Here is a 17375-nt window from a genome sequence, read left to right on the forward strand (position 1 = left end):
ACCGTCAGGACTCTTTTTGGAGTAAAAAGAGTCCTGACGGTTATTTGTTGTCCTCTACGTTCTCGTATACATACGTAGTTCAACTTCTATAGAAATCCCGATACATTATATTTTTTAGAAAATAAGAACCGTTTGGTGCCTTACGCGGTCTAATACTCAACATATCCATGAAAGGAGTAGCCATGTGACCCCTACTCAGCTCACCATCGCCGCACAAAAAGGGGATGCCGAGGCTTTTGCAGCCTTAATGGAATTGCATCAGAGCCGACTGTACCGTATCGCCTATGCGTATCTGCACAACGAAGGTGATGCGCTGGAAGCAATTCAGGAATCAACCTTCAGGGCGTTCCGCAAACTCAAAAAATTAAAAGAGCCCTCCTACTTCGGTACGTGGCTCATCCGCATACTGCTCAACTACTGCGCGGACGAACGCAAACGCAAAAGTCGGTTCAGTCCCGTCACCGAGATCCATGAATCCAGCAGTTGGGATCGTCCTGCGGACCCCGATCTTGCTGCGGCTGTATCTACCCTTGATCGGGATTGCAAACAGATTATTATCCTGAGTTATTTCGAAGGTTTCTCCTTAACTGAAGTCGCCGATATTCTCGAAATTCCAACCGGAACCGTAAAATCCCGATTACATCGGGCACTCGGACAGCTCCGTGATCAACTTGAAACGAAAGGAGATGCATCCTCATGACGGATGAACAAAAATCATTCGAGACATTGGAAGAACGTCTGAATGCTCGCAAGACGGAATACGAAACAATGCCTGTGCCCGATGCCGCCGCCGATCAGGCTGTGCAGTCCGGAATCCGCCAGGCTGCCCGTAAGCGAAAGTCCCGGCTGCGTTGGTATATGAGCTCCATCTCAGCAGCTGCCCTCATCCTGCTATTTACGGGATGTATTCGTGTCTCTCCCGCCTTTGCGTCCTTCGTGGAGCAATTGCCTGGCATGGAAGGCATTGTGAGCATGATTCGCCAGGATAAAGGATTAATGATGGCGATCGATCAGTCCCTCTTACAGAAGGTCGGTGTCAGCGACGAGCATGATGGTGCTTCCGTGACCGTTGAAGGCATTATCACAGACGAGTCACGTATGGTTATTTTTTACACGATGAAAGGCATGAAAGATCCCGAGAAATTCAACTATGACATTGATTTGCTGGATGAGAACGGTAAAGATCTGCCTGTTGCATTTGGTTATTCTTCACCTAAACCGACTTCAGACGAGAATGTATATGAGAATATGATTGACGTGATCTTCTCGGATGGAGCCTCTCCGCCTGAAGAGCTGAGCGTTGTGTTTAAGCCAAGAGATACAGCAAGTGCTGAAAAGTGGAAAGTGACGTTCCCGGTAGACAAAAATCTTACCAAAGGCATGAAAAAAGTTATTCCCGTCAATCAGATGTTAACGGTGGATGGGCAGCGTATTGAAGTGAAAGAGGCTACTCTGTATCCAACCCGTCTTGTGCTTGATGTGAATTTTGATTCAAATAATACCAAAAAGGTATTTGGACTCAGCGATCTTCAACTGGTCGACGAACAAGGACGCGCGTGGAGAACAGATACTTCGAAAGGTGGGGATGAACGCTCCATTTACTTCGAAAGCATGTACTTCTCCATACCAAAAAAGCTGACCTTACAGGGATCTGGCTTCTCGGGATTGGATAAAGAGGATCTGGGTCTAACGCTTGATCTGAAGTCACGTCGGATTACAGGTGGCCCTCCTGGATTGAAGATGCTTGGCAGCAAGGTTGAAGGCAAAGATCTAATTATCGACTTTTCTGTTGCTGGTAGTATGAACGGTGGGTTCGTTCTCTCTTTCGGAAATGTTACAGACAGTGCAGGGAAATCATATGAGGTTCCTGGCTCCAGTTGGAGTAGTGGGGAGGGAACGGATGACAGTCACACGATTGTTTCTTCTACTGTCGAAAATGGAGCCAAGTTAAAAGGTGAAGTGCTGATGAACATCTCCACCTATCCGATGAAAGTGAAGTCCCCATTCTCATTGGAGATTTCTGTGAACCCTTAATCTGAACACAACGTGCTTTCAATAATCGGATTAATCTATATAATGGAAATATTCATGAAGATGAGCAATATTCACAAGAAAGGGTGTTTCCACAATGAATCAACGTTCCATCCGTTATCCGCAGCCACTCGCTCCGGGAGACATGATTGGTGTGGCAGCACCCTCCAGCGGTGTAGGCGAATCCCTGCACCATTATCTTGAGGAGAGCAAACGCAATATGGAGCGCCTTGGTTTTGCCGTGCAGGAAAGCCCATCGCTCCGCCACAACATCAAATGTGTGAGTGCCTCCAAAGAGGATCGCGCCGAAGAGATGAATGAGTTTTTCCGTGATTCAAATATTAAAGCCATTATCCCTCCATGGGGTGGAGAGTTCTTGATGGATATCTTGCCCCTGCTAGATTGGGAAGCCTTGAAATCGTTGCCTCCCAAATGGGTCATGGGTTATTCGGATATCAGTACCTTCCTGTTTGCCTACACCCTGCTCACTGGAACAGCAACAGCGCATGGCACCAATTATGTTGATTTAAGATCCAGTGCCATCGATCCGGTGACTGCGCGCTGGATTGATGTTTTACAGACGAAACACGATGGAGAGATCACACAATCGTCTTCCACGCATTATCAAGCGGCATGGAAACCGGAACTGCCTGGATTTAACCTGGATACACCTTCGCGCTGGAAACAGCTCGGGCAACCGGAGGATATAGACACCTCAGTATCGTTCTCCGGTCGGCTGATCGGCGGCTGCATGGATACGATCTCCAGTCTGATTGGCACGCCGTATGCACCTGTTGCATCCTATCTGGAGCAATACTGTGCAGACGAAGGAACCATCTGGTATCTGGAGAGCTGTGAGATGAACGCGGGAGATATCTACCGTCATCTGTGGCAGATGAAACAGGCCGGCTGGTTTGCAGGTGTGAAAGGTTTCATGTTCGGCCGACCTGCCGGTTATTCCGATACAGCGGATTTCATTTTCATGGATGCCCTCTCCTCTGCACTTGGAGATCTGGATGTCCCTGTACTGTACGATGTGGATCTCGGTCATATTCCGCCCCAGTTAACCTTTGTGAATGGAGCTCTGGGCAAAGTGGCTTATGAAAATGGACGCGGAAGCCTGGAAATGGCGTTCGTGTAATCACCTTTTGTAGGCAGATGCATACCTTGAAGTAAGAACTTATTTTGAGGAAGGGTTGTGCATCATGTCTGAATCCACATCCACGCCGTCCACGCGTGTCGTGTATCAAGCCAATCAACCGATGCTTCAATCCGTGCAAAATGTGCGGAATATGCTTCATCATACAGCCCGGCAGCATGTAGGCAAGAAGGTACAAGTCCAGAATATCGATGGGCAGGTATGGGAAGGCGTTATCATCAGCGCAGACCGGGGAATTCTGTATCTACAGGTTACCCCTATGCATGGATACCCTGAACCGCGCGCCTTGTTTGGACCGACGATTTTGCCACTCGTGCTGTATGAATTGTTGGTTATTACACTGTTGATGTAGCTGGTATTATGCGTCTGTTTCCGAACCCGCTTCAAGAAGCTTCGCTCCTGTGACAATCAAGTCTTGGGAACGAAGCTTTTTTAACGTCATAGCGCTAGTGCGGTATGATTCCTTACGGGGGTGTGAAATATGATACAATGGTGTCGGCACCACGCCTTATCTCATATGAAACGGAGCTTGATCCGGTTGGAATACATACGTCATGATTCATCACCCGTATCTCAGACCGAGACGGGTATGATTGGCAACAACCCTACTGAACAATCCCGCGTGATTGCAATCTGTCTGCTCGCAGGCAAAATCATGCTGCAAAGCGGCGGTGAAACCTACCGTGTGGAAGATACGATGAAACGTATGGCGGCAGCGCTGGGTTTACCCCATTCACACAGTTACGTTGTGCCAACAGGCATCTTCTTCTCTGTCGATGCAACCGAACCCGCCAAGCTGATTCGCATCTCGGAGCGTACGACGGATCTGGACAAAGTATCCGAGGTGAACGCGGTCTCCCGCCGTATCGGACAAGGGGAGCTCACTGTGCAGGAAGCTCATGATCTGTTGGTTCAGATTGAAGGCAAGCCCTCCTCCTATTCAACGGCTGTGCAGCTTGCGGCTGCAGCGTTATCCAGTGGGTGTTTTACCATTATGTTTGGCGGGGGCTGGAGCGACTTTCTTCCGGCGCTGTTCTGTGGTGGTATAGGTTATGCAGCAGTGATTGCCTTTCACCGATTGGTACGGGTCAAATTCTTTGCCGAGCTTACAGCATCCTTCGTCATTGGCTTGCTCGCTTTTTTCCTGATCTACATGGGAGTGGGTCATGAACGGGACAAAATCATTATTGGTTCGGTTATGCCGCTAGTTCCGGGGCTGCTGATTACTAACGCTGTACGCGACCTGATGGCCGGACATCTCGTATCCGGATTATCTAAGGGAGCTGAGGCATTTCTGACTGCCTTTGCCATAGGTACCGGTATTGCGGTTGTATTTTCACTTTTTATGTAAGACGGAGGAATGCAGGATATGCTCCATTTTATTGAACAAGCCTTAACCAGTTTTGTCGCTTCAGCCGCGTTCGGGATCATCTTCAACGCACCACGGCGCATGCTGCTCCACGGTGGATTTGTCGGCATGATCGGCTGGATTAACTATATTGTGCTTGAATATGCAGCGGATGCGGTTCCTGCTACACTTGCAGCGACCATAGCCGTAGGTGTCATCAGCCAAGTATTCTCTCGCATGTTTCGTGCACCCGTCATCATCTTCAGTGTCGCAGGCATCATTCCTCTGGTTCCTGGTGGACTGGCGTATAATGCGATGCGAAGTTTTGTGCAAAATGATTACGGTGCAGCCATGGAGATGGCAGCCAAGGCACTCATGTTATCCGGCGCCATTGCCGTAGGCCTCGTGCTGTCCGAGGTATTAAACCAAATGATACGCCGAATTCCCGGCTCGATACGGACAAAATCATCATCGAAATGACCTCTATCGATATCTTGGTTGCAAAAAGGCCCACGGTATACAAGCTTAGCGCTTTGTATGCCATGGGCCTTTTCATTTGGGTTCTCTACCGTGTCACTAGCGAAGCAAGTTACTTCACGAATGTATTCTTCACACGAATTGACTTTAGAAAATACGGAATGAAGATACAGCACACCAGAACGGATCGTACGATCAGATGAAAAGCCGGTGTTGCATCAAGCACATGCTGTTCTCTTGGGATCTCATTTCGTGCAATCAGAATCCAGGTCGCGATGCTTATGATCACATTCATCATGTACATTACCATCATCATGCGTGGAAACTGTCTCTTCCGTTTATATAAAAGAACGAGGTTCACGATAACGATCATCAATAGAATGCTGCTGCTTATGAAGCCAAACCATAAGAGTGGACGGATCATCTCCGCGTAGATCTGAGGATCGACACCTCGGCCTTCTTCCCATCTGGCAGGGTCCATGATGACATTCACCTGCGATACATCCGAGATGAGAAACACCAGCGCAAGCCAAAGACTGATCTGGATTAAAATAAGCCATCCACCCAATCCGGAGATACCAGGCCGTTCCGGTCTGATCCCGGTTTTGGGTTGCAGCGAGCTTATATCCTGTTCCGATTTTCTATATTTATAGTCCATTCCTTCCTCCTTTTACGCTAGATAAAAAAACATATTATACATTAAAATCTAGAATCTGTGTTATTCAATATAAGGAAAGAATCGTGCCCGACTTCCCGTGCCTTGACCTCACGGATACGTTCAAACTTGCCGGAATTCTCCGTGTTTCAAGTATAGCTTGTAGTATTGTTGGATTGAAAACCGTTCTTCTTGAACACGTACTTATATGTATTCTATCCGTTCCTATCATTATCGTATGTCTAGTATTGAATAATACCTTTCTATTTAAAAAGCACGGATTTGGGTTCTTTGCCCGTCAGGGTTAGCATCGTATACAATTGTCCCCTGTGATGATACACATGTCCCATAATCTCAAGTAACCACTCTAGCCGACTATAGGAAGCTCCCCAGTATGAATCCGTCACATGCAGTAACTCTTCGGTGTTAAACTGCCTGTACCGTTGGTACAGATACATCTGGTTATCAATCAGAGCTTGCTTGATCTGACTTAGCGAATGAACCTGGTTCTCCTCATAAAATAAAGCCATCTCTTCTTCCGAAGCACCTTCGGAAATATAGACATCCGCTCGGCAGATCACAGACAGATGGGACAGCAGTTCACCAACAGGCCGTTTGCCCTCTATTGGCGTCAAAGCCAAATCTTCTTCTGACAGCTGATCACATATATCAATTAACGATGTTACTGCCACATCAATATGTTTGAACGCAGATTGAATCAACAGATACACTTCCTTTTTATCCCATTATACAGAACATATGATCGGTTTTCAACCAAGATATCCCTCCTTAATATATAAACAAACTACACACCAATTCTAACAATATTCGAACAAAAAAGTCCTTCCTCCTTCATATAGACGGGATTCAGGACATTTTGTTGCCTATTTGTTTTCAAATCTTTGCTCAACTTGAGTATAACGAACAATACGTTTGCTCGAATCGTCCAGCCTCCAAGTCAGACTTGCGAATGAAAAATTGCAGTTCCCCGCAATCCCACCATTGGAAACCAATAGCATCATGTGTATCTATCTTCAACAGCAGTAGCGTATCGGATAGTTCCTGCCATGTCCGATCCTCATCACCGCCGTAATGTTTGGTCAGCTTCTTCTCACACTCCTGCTCATTATAATCGTACTCTTCTCCCAGTGCGATCTGTAACAAGGCACGATGCTCGGCATCCGGATGCTGCCCGTCAGGATATCCAAACATACCACCCCAATTCAGCGTACTTGGATGATTCCAACTCGACTCGAATTCAAGGTAACGGTCATACAGACTCACTTCCGCTTCGGCCTCATCGGTCTCAAGCAGAGAAGGCGAGAGCTCATTCAGCGCGTTGGCGTCAATATATGCATATGTAGGAAACTCAAGATTAGGCAGCACAGTCACCGAATGTGCAACAAACGGTGCTCCATCCAGCGCGGTATCACCTTCAGGCTCTCGCCTTATGAGGTTATGAGAACTTGGCTCAAAAATCACACGATGTTCAATGGGACAAGCAGATTCATCCTTGCCAACGAAAAAGTATAACATTCCACGTTCAGGCAAAGTCCCGCGCCCATCATTCGGCGTATACGGCGACAAATCCACCAGGTTCAGTTGGGCCAGGAAAGTCATTGGAACTCCTTCTTGTGTTACGGGCCATTCCATGCGACTTGGCAAATCCGGATGTCCACCCACACGTGAGTTTCCTGTTCTGCGATATTCGTCCAGTGTGGATACATCGAGGCGAATTCCCCAGCGGCTTGAGGACAACAGCAGATCGGCAGCAACTCCCAAACCATATTCCTCAAGTGTTTTACGGGCTTTTCTGGTCAGACGTTCACATTGTTCTGGCTTAATCATATAGATCCTCCCCTTTTGACAATACACCTATGCTGAGACATATTCAGGTTCACACCTGTATATTCTTCTGCCCGGACGTCTTTCCCTGCTTCTGTATAAATTGAACTTAAGAATATTTTACACTTACCACTCCGATGACAGAACAACCTTCCGATCGCTGTTATCCCCAGAATTTTTTAGATTCACCTTTGCAAAGGTAAAAATCCGGGGATAAAGGCGAACTCTTCGCTTCTTCAGGTTCTTTCTGTCCTCTACGTTCTCGTGTAAATATGTAGTTCAATTTATATAGAAAAAAGAGACTGACACTCCTTGTCAGTCTACTTCCTTATCCTATATTCCATTTAACGATTTGGATCAGAAGACTTTTCCTGGTAAGCACGCATATGCTCCTCACCATCCAGGAATTCATGGGCCTGATGTGCTGCCATCACACCATGATAACTGATATCCAGACCCAGATCTTCCTCTTCTTCCGTCGAACGTACAGGCACAATTTTGCCAATCAGCTTCAGCCCGATCCAGGTCATGGCGAATCCCCAGATGACCAGGGCTGTAAGACCAAGTGCCTGAACACCCAGCAACCTCCAGCCGCCGCCCATGAATAATCCACCATCCGTGGCAAACAGACCTACAGCAATCGTGCCCCACATTCCTGATGCAGCATGTACCGGGAAAGCACCAACCGGATCATCAATCTGCCGACGGTCCAGCCAGTTGGTGGCAGCCATCATCAATAAACCGGATACTGCCCCAATGAATATGGCGGCTACATCGCCAACAAATGCACAGCCCGCCGTAATTCCGACCAGTCCCGCAAGCGAACCGTTAATGACCGATGGCGCATCCGAGCGATTGAAGCGGAACAAAGTGTACAGTAACGTAACCGCACCACCCGAAGCCGCAGATAACATCGTAACAATCGCAATGTGACCGATTCTTACATCCGTCGCACTCAGCGTACTGCCGGCATTGAAGCCAAACCAGCCGAACCATAGCAGAAATGCACCTACAGAGGCCAGTGGCAAATTACTCGGAAGCGCAATGGCACTTACGCCAAGTGGCGTGTACTTCCCTTTACGCGGACCAATGATAATCGCAGCAGCCAGGGCCGAGAATCCCCCAAGCGCATGGATGACAGCCGAACCGGCAAAGTCCTGCATCCCCAGCTGACTAAGCCAGCCGCCGCCCCATGCCCAGTGTCCACCAATCGGATAGATGATTGCCGTCATCAATATGATATACAAAAGATAAGCACGGAAGTTGATCCGCTCGGCTACCGCTCCCGAAACGATGGAAATAACGGCAATGGTAAAGGCCGCCTGGAACAACCAGAATGTCTCCAGAGATACCGGCACGTCCAGGTGAGACAAATCCCCATTCAGGAAAAATCCCGTTACTCCCGCAAAACCGCCAACGTCCGAACCATACATCAGTCCAAAACCGATCGCATAGAACAGTAACGTCCCAATCGTAATGTCAGCAAAAACCTTCATAATAATGTTCACACTATTTTTATAACGCACAAAGCCAGCCTCGAGCAGGGCGAATCCACCCTCCATCAATAAAATCATCGCTGCACTCAGTACGACCCAGACCGTATCAATCCCGGTGCTTAACGTCTCCAAAGTCATGCTTGTACATCCTCCGTTTCACTAAGCTGTCTGAGCTCACGGATTGTATCGGGCGCAAGCTCAATCTCGTCCCGCTCAATGCTGTCCGGATGCTTAATTCGTTCTGCGATCTGATCCAATTCACGGATGCGTCTGCGAATCTGTTCCATCTTGCGAAAACGTTCCTTCACCTGCACCATATACTCCACCGCCTGATGATGGGATGCTGGACGTCCCGCAAACCATTTGCGTACGGGCGACAACGATTGATAAGCAACCTCTTCCGCTCGACGCTTCTGTTCGAACTGTTCGATCTTCTGCTTGAGCGTTTGGATCTCATTTTCTTTTTTGACCTTCAGCCGTTCGATAAGGTACAATAAATCGGACGATGATATTTGCAATGCTGTATGGTGATACACCTCGTCGATTACTAACATATCATGTCAGGACTCCTTACATATCAAGTTACTTGTACCGATTATAGTTTGCCGGGGTCTGCCCGTCAATCTTTTTTTGGACTTCGTAATAATTGAAACGAACCGTTCATGGAGAACGGCTTTTTTATTTTGCAACACATTACACCTAACAAGGTTAATCATGCCTATGATTCGCATTCATCTATTCAATTCTCTATGCTTATAGAATAAGCATCCACATTTGGGGTAATGGACATACACAGACTATCAACATTATAGAACCCATATAAGGAGAGGATTGCACGATGTTCACTCGTAATGACGATATACGCAACCAAATCTGGGAAAGCGTCTCAGGACTCGAAGAAGAACAACTGAACCGAAAACCTTCACCCGAACAATGGAGTATCATGCAAGTACTGCGTCATCTGAATCTGATGGAACATGTCATCGGGAAACAAGTGCGTCTTGCGCTCGAGAAGGAACAGACTGTATCTGTGGACAAAAAACCTTATGAACTAACATTGGACCGTAGTCGCTCCGTCGAGGCACCACCCCATCTTCAGCCTCCAGCAGCGCCCGAAGCACTCGCAGACGTACGTAGTGATCTGGATGAATCCCACCAAGCGCTAAACAACTTTGCATTGGGTCATGACCCTGACCTTCTGCGCAGCAAGTCCTTTTCTCATCCTGTATTCGGTGAGATGGATCTTACCCAATGGATTGACTTTGCAAGTTATCATGAGGAACGTCATCTGGGACAGATTCAAGGAATTAAGCATCAGCTTGGCGTATAAACACAACCTCCACTTTCACATAGCGAAGAATATAGTTGTACGACAAAAAACCTCCAATCCTATTAGTTTAGGTTGGAGGTTTTCAATGTTCTTATCTCACGAACAAGAACGACACTTATATTTTTTTGCCCAAAATCGCCAGATCTCTATTCACGCCATCCAGCACAGCCACTTCGGGATAATACCCCCACTGTTCAAAACCATGCTTGCGCAATAATCCCAGACTCGGTTCATTATGTCCAAAGACAAATCCGAGAATCGTCGTAATTCCAAGTGCAGGACACGCCGCAAATACAGTTTCGAGCAAACGTCCGCCAGCCCCAATTCCGCGGCATTGCTGATCCACGTATACACTGACTTCAACCGTTCCATTATACGCAGGGCGTCCATAGAACGAGCTGAGACTCGCCCAAGCTACCACCCGACCTGCCTGCTTCATCACCCAAAGCGGACGATGATCCGGTGAATGTTCCTCGAACCACGGAACACGTTGCTCCACCGTCACCGGCTCCAAATCCGCTGTCACCATGCGGCTCTCAATGGTGGAATTATAAATTTCCACAATCCTCGGCAAGTCCTCCAGCCGCGCATATTCAATCTGCACATCTTCCAGTTTCATCGCTATTCCTCCATCATTCCAGATCAAACCTCTAATTATAGAAGATATTATAACGGAGAAGAGAAGTTTTCGTCATCCCTAACATTCTGACAGAGCACTACTCTGGAAGTCCCTGAATTGTGTTCCCACGCGTTAACTGCTGAGTCTGGTCTGCCCAACGAATGTTGATTGAGCGAGATGTGAACAGATCCGGGCCATCCGATACCTGGAAATGCAGATGAGCTTCACTGGAGTTACCCGAATTCCCAAGCTCACCGATAGGGTCTCCTTGCTTGAGCTTATCCCCTTTTTTGACCGAAACACTGCCTTCCTTGATATGTCCTGTGATGCTGTATTCACCATTTCCATGATCGATGACCACATAGTTACCCGCCGGCTCATCCGGATTCATGACACCCGGTACATTGTCCGGAATATCGTTCTTGATTTCGACGACTGTTCCGTCCGCAGCTGCATAGAGTGGTTCACCAAAAGCATAGTAGTTTTCGTTTGCCTTTGTATCGCCTTCATAACTTGAATTATTCTGTGTACGAACAATATCCAGGGCGTAGCGCTGAGTTTCATACGCATAATGATAGTTGGACAACACATCATTGCCTCCCCAGAATACATACCATTCCCCCTTCATGGGGAATTGGAACTCTGTTTTGGTGAATTTGGCATCCGTGTCCTCATAAGTTTCCAGCGGCTGAATTAAGAGACCTTCAATCTGATTTTCTTCAGAAAAATAAACTTGAACACCTTTCGTTCCAGTCTGATCCTTCCAGCTATACTCGGTTATTTGATTCATTTCCGCATCTACCACTAGCTCCCAAGATTCCACACCCTCCAGAAACTGGTTAGCAGCTTCCTTGAATTGTTCCAACGTTAACGTTCCCTTCAATTCCGGAGAAAACTGACTATAGATTGCATCCTTTGAACCACTCATCAACGTATCTATGAAATTGTCCGGTGTAACCATCGTGCTCACTTCTGAACTTGAGTTCTGCTCCTGATTGGAGTTCTCGCTCGCTTCATTATTGGACGCCTGTTCGGCTGACTGCTGCTCCGCCTGGTCGGAAGTAATCGAGTTGCTGTTGCCGCAAGCAGATAATATCACGCAAGCTCCAAGGGTAATCGCAAGCACCTTCCAGCCTTTTCTATGCTGTAATTTCGAATGTGTATTCTGTTCTGATTTCAGATGACCTTCTCTGTTCATTCTCAACATCCCTTCCAGTTAATCGTTATACTACCCAGTTAAGTGTACAGAATGAGTCTTATCCTTCGTCTAACCCCAACTTACATGTAGTTAAACTTGTCATGCCTTCTGAGGCTGCATAATTAAGATTCCGTTAAGATAGCTCGTACGCTATACATCCCTCTTGGATGGTATGATTAACAATAAACACAACGGAAGGATCAGGAGGTCATTTTTAAACTATGGATAACGTCTCATTACTGCTTGTGGATGATGAACAGGCTATTCTGCGTATGCTCAAAACCGTTCTGCTCAAAGAGCAGTTTCTCGATATTGATACCGTTACAACAGGCGAAGCTGCCATGGAGGCATGCAACAACAAGACGTATCATTGCATCGTGCTCGATATCATGCTTCCTGGCAAAAGCGGACTGGAAATCTGTCCTTTTCTACGACAGGTCACCGATGCGCCCATCCTGTTTCTGACGGCCAAAACAACGGATTATGACAAATTAACCGGGTTCGCCGTCGGTGGCGACGATTATGTTGCCAAACCCTTTAATCCACTAGAAGTGGTTGCTCGAATTAAATCATTACTGAAGCGTTATTTACCCACTAAAACCACAGCGATCCCGGATCACGTCCCATCTAACGTAAATACGTCATCTCCCAGCACATCGGAAGGCGTGTACGACTTTGGACGATTCCAGGTGCTGGAATGGGCTGGTGAGCTTCGGGTTGAAGGAGAGTCCGTATCCTGTCCGGCACTTGTGTTCCAACTACTGCTCTTTTTCTGCAAGCACCCCAATCGAATCTTCACCAAATCAGATCTATATGAGCGAGTCTGGGGCTCTGAAGCCATTAGTGATGACAATACCGTGATGGTTCATATTCACCGCATTCGGGAGCGCATTGAAGCCGATCCTTCCAATCCGGTGTTTCTCGTGAACGTCCGGGGTCTGGGTTACAAACTTATTCAGCCGGAACATGTGTCACGCCCATGAGTATTCGTCGCAGGTTAATGACCCGGTTTATCGGGATGCTTGCCGGTGCAGTCGTTCTTATCATCCTGCTTGGGTCTATAGCGACTTACTGGGTCGTGCAAAAGGTAAATGAAGTGAATCTGGTAGATGATTTTGCTGCCAACGGTCTGGACCAATTAATTAATACAGCAGAGATCATGCCAGATGATACCATCCAATATGACCCCGAATTGCTGAAGCAAGTGGACAAAAATCAAGGTTGGCTCCAAGTTCTGGATGAACAAGGTTACGCCATTGATGAATACCACACCCCCGCCGATGTTCCTAATCACTATAAGCCAGGGGAGTTGATTGCATACTGGGAAAGCCAGAAGCCGTTCCCTTATCAGATTGTCATGCTGATCCGGGAGAAGAACGGAAAGGATTTTACCTTGTTATATGGGGAGCGTAACCCGGCCAAATCCTTAATGAATAACATTCGTTCAGATCTTGCTCTCAACAACGGAAAGCTTGATCTTCAGCCCGACCAACAGGAAGCCCTTCATGCTGCCAATGCTTATCTTCAAATATTGGACCCGTCAGGACGCGAACTCTCCTCTTTCAACAAACCAGCCATGGGCGTACCGACCGAATACACCATTCAGGAACTCGTTCTGCAAGTTCGCTATCCGAGTCGATCCGGCCTGTCTGTTGCCACGTGGTACGATGAACAGAGTGAAACCACTTGGCTGATTAGCATCCCTGTTGATCCAGCGGCGAGCAGTGATCAGAACCCCTACAACTTTATTTTGGAGCCGGCATTGGTCGTATTGATTGTATCCATCATCATGCTGCTCATTTTGCTCGCCTTCTGGTATGCCAACCGATTCGGCTCGCCCATGCTGCATATGCTCCAATGGTTACAGCGTCTGGAGCGAGGGCAGTATGAGGAGCCTACCGGAGCTTTCGGAGTGCCTCGAAGTCAGCGTCGTAACGGAAAGTGGAAACGGAAATATCACGTGTATGCTGAAGTGCTTCGCTCCATGCAGGCCCTATCCCACACGTTGGAGCAAGATGAAGAACTCCGCAAACAGACCGAGTCCCTGCGGGAGGAATGGATTGCTGGCATAACACATGATCTTAAGACGCCCCTATCCTCCATCCAGGGTTATGCCCATATGCTTGAAGCAGATAAATATAGCTGGACCGAGGAAGAAGTCAGGGAATTCGCAGGTATAATGCTCGATAAATCTATGTATATGGACAGGCTTGTCAATGACCTTGCGATGACCTATCGATTACGTAGTGGAGGATATCAGCCTGTTGTGGAAGAGACTGACGTAAATACGTTACTTCATGATTTGATTCAGCGCGCTGAACGGAATCCGGCATATGGAGAAGGTCGCATCCTATTCCAACCTTCCGAAATGCCTGTGTATGGACTTGTTCACATTCCATCGTTTGAACGAATCGTGGATAACCTGACCGCCAATGCCCTTCTCCATAATCCGCCCGAGTCCACCCTGACTGTCAGTGTTCATTCAGGTAAGCAGGCTGATGAGTTCAGCATTCAGTTTGCCGATAACGGACGAGGTATGGACTCCGAGACGGTATGGAAGTTATTTGAACGATACTATCGCGGTACAGACACAGGTACATCGGATGTTGGATCAGGTCTGGGCATGGCGGTAACCAAAGGTTTGATCGAAGCCATGAAAGGTCGTATTGAGGTACAATCCACGCCTGGTGAAGGAACGATCATTCGCTTAATATGGGATGGACCATCCGAAACCAATTAAAAATGTTCCGCTTGACCTTTCCATTTTCAGTCTATATAATCGACACTCAACAACACCTGTTCCAATATATTGATATTGAATGCAACACATTTCAGGATAACTTTAATGAGTTGATCTAACATATTTGGCGATGACCAGAGACATGATTTCGTTTGCGTGCTGCCCAGAGAGAGAGGGGATTGGTGAAACCTTCTTCAGCGAACGGACCGGAATTACCCCTCTGCAGCCGTGACCTCGAACCTCAGCATTTCGAACTTCCCTCGGATGTTTGGCATGCTGCCAGTAGAGTTCACCGCCTGATCCCCGATAACGGATTCCAATGAGGGTTATGATGTTTCCTGTTCACGGCGGCTGGTCGAGATCAGGGTGCACCATAACCAAATTAGGGTGGAACCACGAGCCAAGCGCACTCGTCCCTTCTCCGGGACGGGTGTTTTTTGCGCTTTCATTTTAAGAAATGGAGAGTGGTTCACATGAGTAAACAAGAAAACAGTAACTCAGCAAGCAACAAATCAGGTAACGAATTAGACAGCCAAGCAAACGATCTGCAACAATCCAGTCATTCCATTGAGGTCCGTCTGCAAGGTGGCGCGATACGTTCTTACGAAGCAGGCATCACTGTAGGTGCGGTCGCCTCGTCCATCAGCACAAGTCTTGGAAAACAAGCCATTGGCGGTATTGTAGATGGTCAGAATGTCGATCTTGATTGGGTGCTTGAGCAGGATTGCGAACTCGTCATCGTTACTTTGGACAGTGTGGAAGGCCTGTATCGTTACCGTCACAGCGCAGCACATGTGCTGGCACAGGCGCTCAAACGCATCTACGGTGCGGATCAAGTGAAACTGGGCATTGGACCCGTAATCGAAGACGGTTTTTATTACGATGTTGATCTGGAGCATGCCTTGTCCATCAGTGATCTGGCTGCCATCGAGCGGGAAATGAACAAAATCATTCAGGAAAATGAAAAGATCAGTCGCCGGGTGGTTAACCGGAAGGAAGCCCTCCGTATCTTCGGAGAGATCCAGGACCCGTACAAGCTTGAACTTATTCGGGATTTACCCGAGGACGCCGAGCTTTCGATCTATGATCAAGGAGAGTTCTTTGATCTGTGTCGTGGTCCCCACCTTCCATCCACTGGTCGGATTAAAGCATTCAAACTGCTGAATGTCGCTGGTGCGTACTGGCGGGGTAACTCGGACAATAAGATGCTGCAACGCATCTACGGCACTGCTTTCCCGAACAAAGCCCAACTGGATGAACACCTGCACATGCTCGAAGAAGCGAAAAAACGGGATCACCGTAAACTTGGCAAAGAGCTTGAACTGTTCATGTTCTCCGAAGAAGCGCCCGGCATGCCCTTCTATCTGCCCAAAGGTATGACTGTTCGCACTGAACTGGAGCAGTTCTCCCGTGAGTTGCAATTGCAGGAAGGTTATCAGGAAGTTCGGACTCCTCTCATGATGAACAACCGGCTGTGGGAGCAATCCGGTCACTGGGAGCATTACAAGGACAATATGTATTTCTCGGAAGTGGACGATGCGACTTTTGCACTGAAACCGATGAACTGTCCTGGACACATGCTGATCTTCAAAAATACACTCCATTCCTACCGCGAATTGCCGATTCGCATGATGGAATTCGGTCAGGTTCACCGTCATGAATTCTCAGGTGCCCTGAACGGCATGATGCGTGTACGGACGTTCTGCCAGGATGATGCCCATCTCTACGTCATGCCAGAACAGATCGAGGACGAGATTAATCAGGCGATCTCACTGATCGGACGTATGTACGATATCTTCGGATTCGAATATAAGATTGAGTTGTCCACTCGTCCGGAAGATTCCATGGGATCAGAAGAGCTGTGGGATCAGGCGGAACGTGCCTTGCAAAATGTTCTGGATCGTCGAGGCGTGGAATATCGCATTAACGAAGGAGACGGTGCCTTTTATGGACCGAAAATTGACTTTCATATCCTCGATGCGCTGAAACGCAGCTGGCAGTGCGGAACAATCCAGCTTGATTTTCAAATGCCGGAGAAGTTCGACCTCACTTACATTGGCGAAGATAGTCTGAAACATCGTCCTGTCGTGATCCATCGTGCCATCTACGGTTCCATCGATCGTTTCATCGGCATCCTGACTGAACACTATGCAGGAGCGTTCCCACTCTGGCTTGCACCTGTACAAGTGAAACTCCTACCTGTATCAGATCATTATGCAGACTATGCACTCCAAGTACAGAGCCAGCTCCGGGCTGCGGGCATTCGGGTAGAAACAGATCTGCGCAGCGAGAAGCTCGGGTACAAAATCCGTGAAGCCCAGATGGAAAAAGTGCCTTATTCGCTCGTACTTGGTGAGAATGAGAAAAATGCCTCATCCGCCTCTGTCCGTGCATACGGTCAGGGAGATCAAGGCATCCAACGTATTGAAGCTGTTATTGAAATGATCCAACAAGCTGTGAAGGCAAAAGTATAAAAA

General features: G+C 47.7%; 17 protein-coding genes. 10 read left to right on the top strand and 7 right to left on the bottom strand.

Going from position 1 to position 17375, the window contains the following annotated elements:
• The first annotated feature begins 184 nt into the window (after positions 1 to 184).
• The 6 genes from HF638_RS04530 to HF638_RS04555 all read left to right on the top strand — a co-directional run bounded on the left by HF638_RS04530 (position 185) and on the right by HF638_RS04555 (position 5018).
• Positions 185 to 700 carry a sigma-70 family RNA polymerase sigma factor gene (locus tag HF638_RS04530; RefSeq protein ID WP_311517248.1) on the top strand — a complete coding sequence of 172 codons (516 nt, stop codon included), beginning with the start codon at positions 185 to 187 and terminating at the stop codon, positions 698 to 700.
• On the top strand, positions 697 to 2034 hold the full coding sequence (locus tag HF638_RS04535; protein WP_169479074.1) for a DUF4179 domain-containing protein: 1338 nt from the start codon (positions 697 to 699) through the stop codon (positions 2032 to 2034). The genes HF638_RS04530 and HF638_RS04535 overlap by 4 nt, the downstream gene beginning before the upstream one ends.
• Before the next feature lie 94 nt (positions 2035 to 2128).
• The gene (locus HF638_RS04540) at positions 2129 to 3172 is read left to right on the top strand and encodes a S66 family peptidase (protein ID WP_169479075.1); all 1044 of its coding nucleotides are present in this window, start codon (positions 2129 to 2131) and stop codon (positions 3170 to 3172) included.
• Positions 3173 to 3236: 64 nt separating this feature from the next.
• On the top strand, positions 3237 to 3542 hold the full coding sequence (locus HF638_RS04545) for a hypothetical protein (RefSeq protein WP_076327230.1): 306 nt from the start codon (positions 3237 to 3239) through the stop codon (positions 3540 to 3542).
• Between the two features lie 237 nt (positions 3543 to 3779).
• Positions 3780 to 4541, top strand: coding sequence for a threonine/serine exporter family protein (locus HF638_RS04550; RefSeq protein WP_169479156.1), 762 nt, complete (start codon positions 3780 to 3782; stop codon positions 4539 to 4541).
• A gap of 18 nt (positions 4542 to 4559) precedes the next feature.
• Entirely contained in the window at positions 4560 to 5018 is a 459-nt protein-coding gene (locus HF638_RS04555) for a threonine/serine exporter family protein (protein ID WP_169479076.1), read from the top strand.
• Positions 5019 to 5127: 109 nt separating this feature from the next.
• On the opposite strand, the gene HF638_RS04560 is transcribed toward HF638_RS04555, so the two are convergent.
• The 5 genes from HF638_RS04560 to HF638_RS04580 all read right to left on the bottom strand — a co-directional run bounded on the left by HF638_RS04560 (position 5128) and on the right by HF638_RS04580 (position 9565).
• Entirely contained in the window at positions 5128 to 5673 is a 546-nt protein-coding gene (locus HF638_RS04560) for a DUF2569 family protein (RefSeq protein WP_169479077.1), read from the bottom strand.
• 260 nt (positions 5674 to 5933) lie between these two features.
• The gene (locus HF638_RS04565; RefSeq protein WP_169479078.1) at positions 5934 to 6392 is read right to left on the bottom strand and encodes a DinB family protein; all 459 of its coding nucleotides are present in this window, start codon (positions 6390 to 6392) and stop codon (positions 5934 to 5936) included.
• Between the two features lie 184 nt (positions 6393 to 6576).
• The gene (locus tag HF638_RS04570; RefSeq protein WP_036669159.1) at positions 6577 to 7518 is read right to left on the bottom strand and encodes a DUF1963 domain-containing protein; all 942 of its coding nucleotides are present in this window, start codon (positions 7516 to 7518) and stop codon (positions 6577 to 6579) included.
• Positions 7519 to 7859: 341 nt separating this feature from the next.
• Positions 7860 to 9149: an ammonium transporter gene (locus HF638_RS04575; RefSeq protein WP_036610695.1), complete on the bottom strand. Its 1290-nt coding sequence runs from the start codon at positions 9147 to 9149 to the stop codon at positions 7860 to 7862.
• Positions 9146 to 9565: a hypothetical protein gene (locus tag HF638_RS04580; RefSeq protein WP_036610699.1), complete on the bottom strand. Its 420-nt coding sequence runs from the start codon at positions 9563 to 9565 to the stop codon at positions 9146 to 9148. Before HF638_RS04580 ends, HF638_RS04575 begins: the two co-directional genes overlap by 4 nt.
• Before the next feature lie 284 nt (positions 9566 to 9849).
• On the opposite strand from HF638_RS04580, the gene HF638_RS04585 reads away from it, so the two are divergent.
• Positions 9850 to 10341 (top strand): DinB family protein, encoded by a 492-nt coding sequence (locus tag HF638_RS04585; protein ID WP_169479079.1) that lies wholly within the window; start codon positions 9850 to 9852, stop codon positions 10339 to 10341.
• A gap of 115 nt (positions 10342 to 10456) precedes the next feature.
• Here the strand turns inward: HF638_RS04585 and HF638_RS04590 are convergent, their stop codons facing one another.
• On the bottom strand, positions 10457 to 10960 hold the full coding sequence (locus HF638_RS04590) for a GNAT family N-acetyltransferase (RefSeq protein ID WP_169479080.1): 504 nt from the start codon (positions 10958 to 10960) through the stop codon (positions 10457 to 10459).
• Between the two features lie 97 nt (positions 10961 to 11057).
• Positions 11058 to 12158, bottom strand: coding sequence for a peptidoglycan DD-metalloendopeptidase family protein (locus HF638_RS04595; RefSeq protein WP_169479081.1), 1101 nt, complete (start codon positions 12156 to 12158; stop codon positions 11058 to 11060).
• Positions 12159 to 12379: 221 nt separating this feature from the next.
• Here HF638_RS04595 and HF638_RS04600 point away from each other — a divergent pair, with 221 nt between their 5' ends.
• From HF638_RS04600 to thrS, 3 genes are all read left to right on the top strand, one after another.
• Complete coding sequence (locus HF638_RS04600; protein WP_169479082.1) at positions 12380 to 13141, top strand: response regulator transcription factor; 762 nt, start codon at positions 12380 to 12382, stop codon at positions 13139 to 13141.
• The gene (locus HF638_RS04605) at positions 13138 to 14898 is read left to right on the top strand and encodes a sensor histidine kinase (RefSeq protein WP_169479083.1); all 1761 of its coding nucleotides are present in this window, start codon (positions 13138 to 13140) and stop codon (positions 14896 to 14898) included. Before HF638_RS04600 ends, HF638_RS04605 begins: the two co-directional genes overlap by 4 nt.
• Before the next feature lie 473 nt (positions 14899 to 15371).
• Positions 15372 to 17372: a threonine--tRNA ligase gene (thrS, locus tag HF638_RS04610; protein ID WP_248278003.1), complete on the top strand. Its 2001-nt coding sequence runs from the start codon at positions 15372 to 15374 to the stop codon at positions 17370 to 17372.
• Positions 17373 to 17375: the final 3 nt, after the last annotated feature.

This window comes from Paenibacillus sp. SZ31, assembly GCF_012912005.1.
Lineage (GTDB): Bacteria > Bacillota > Bacilli > Paenibacillales > Paenibacillaceae > Paenibacillus.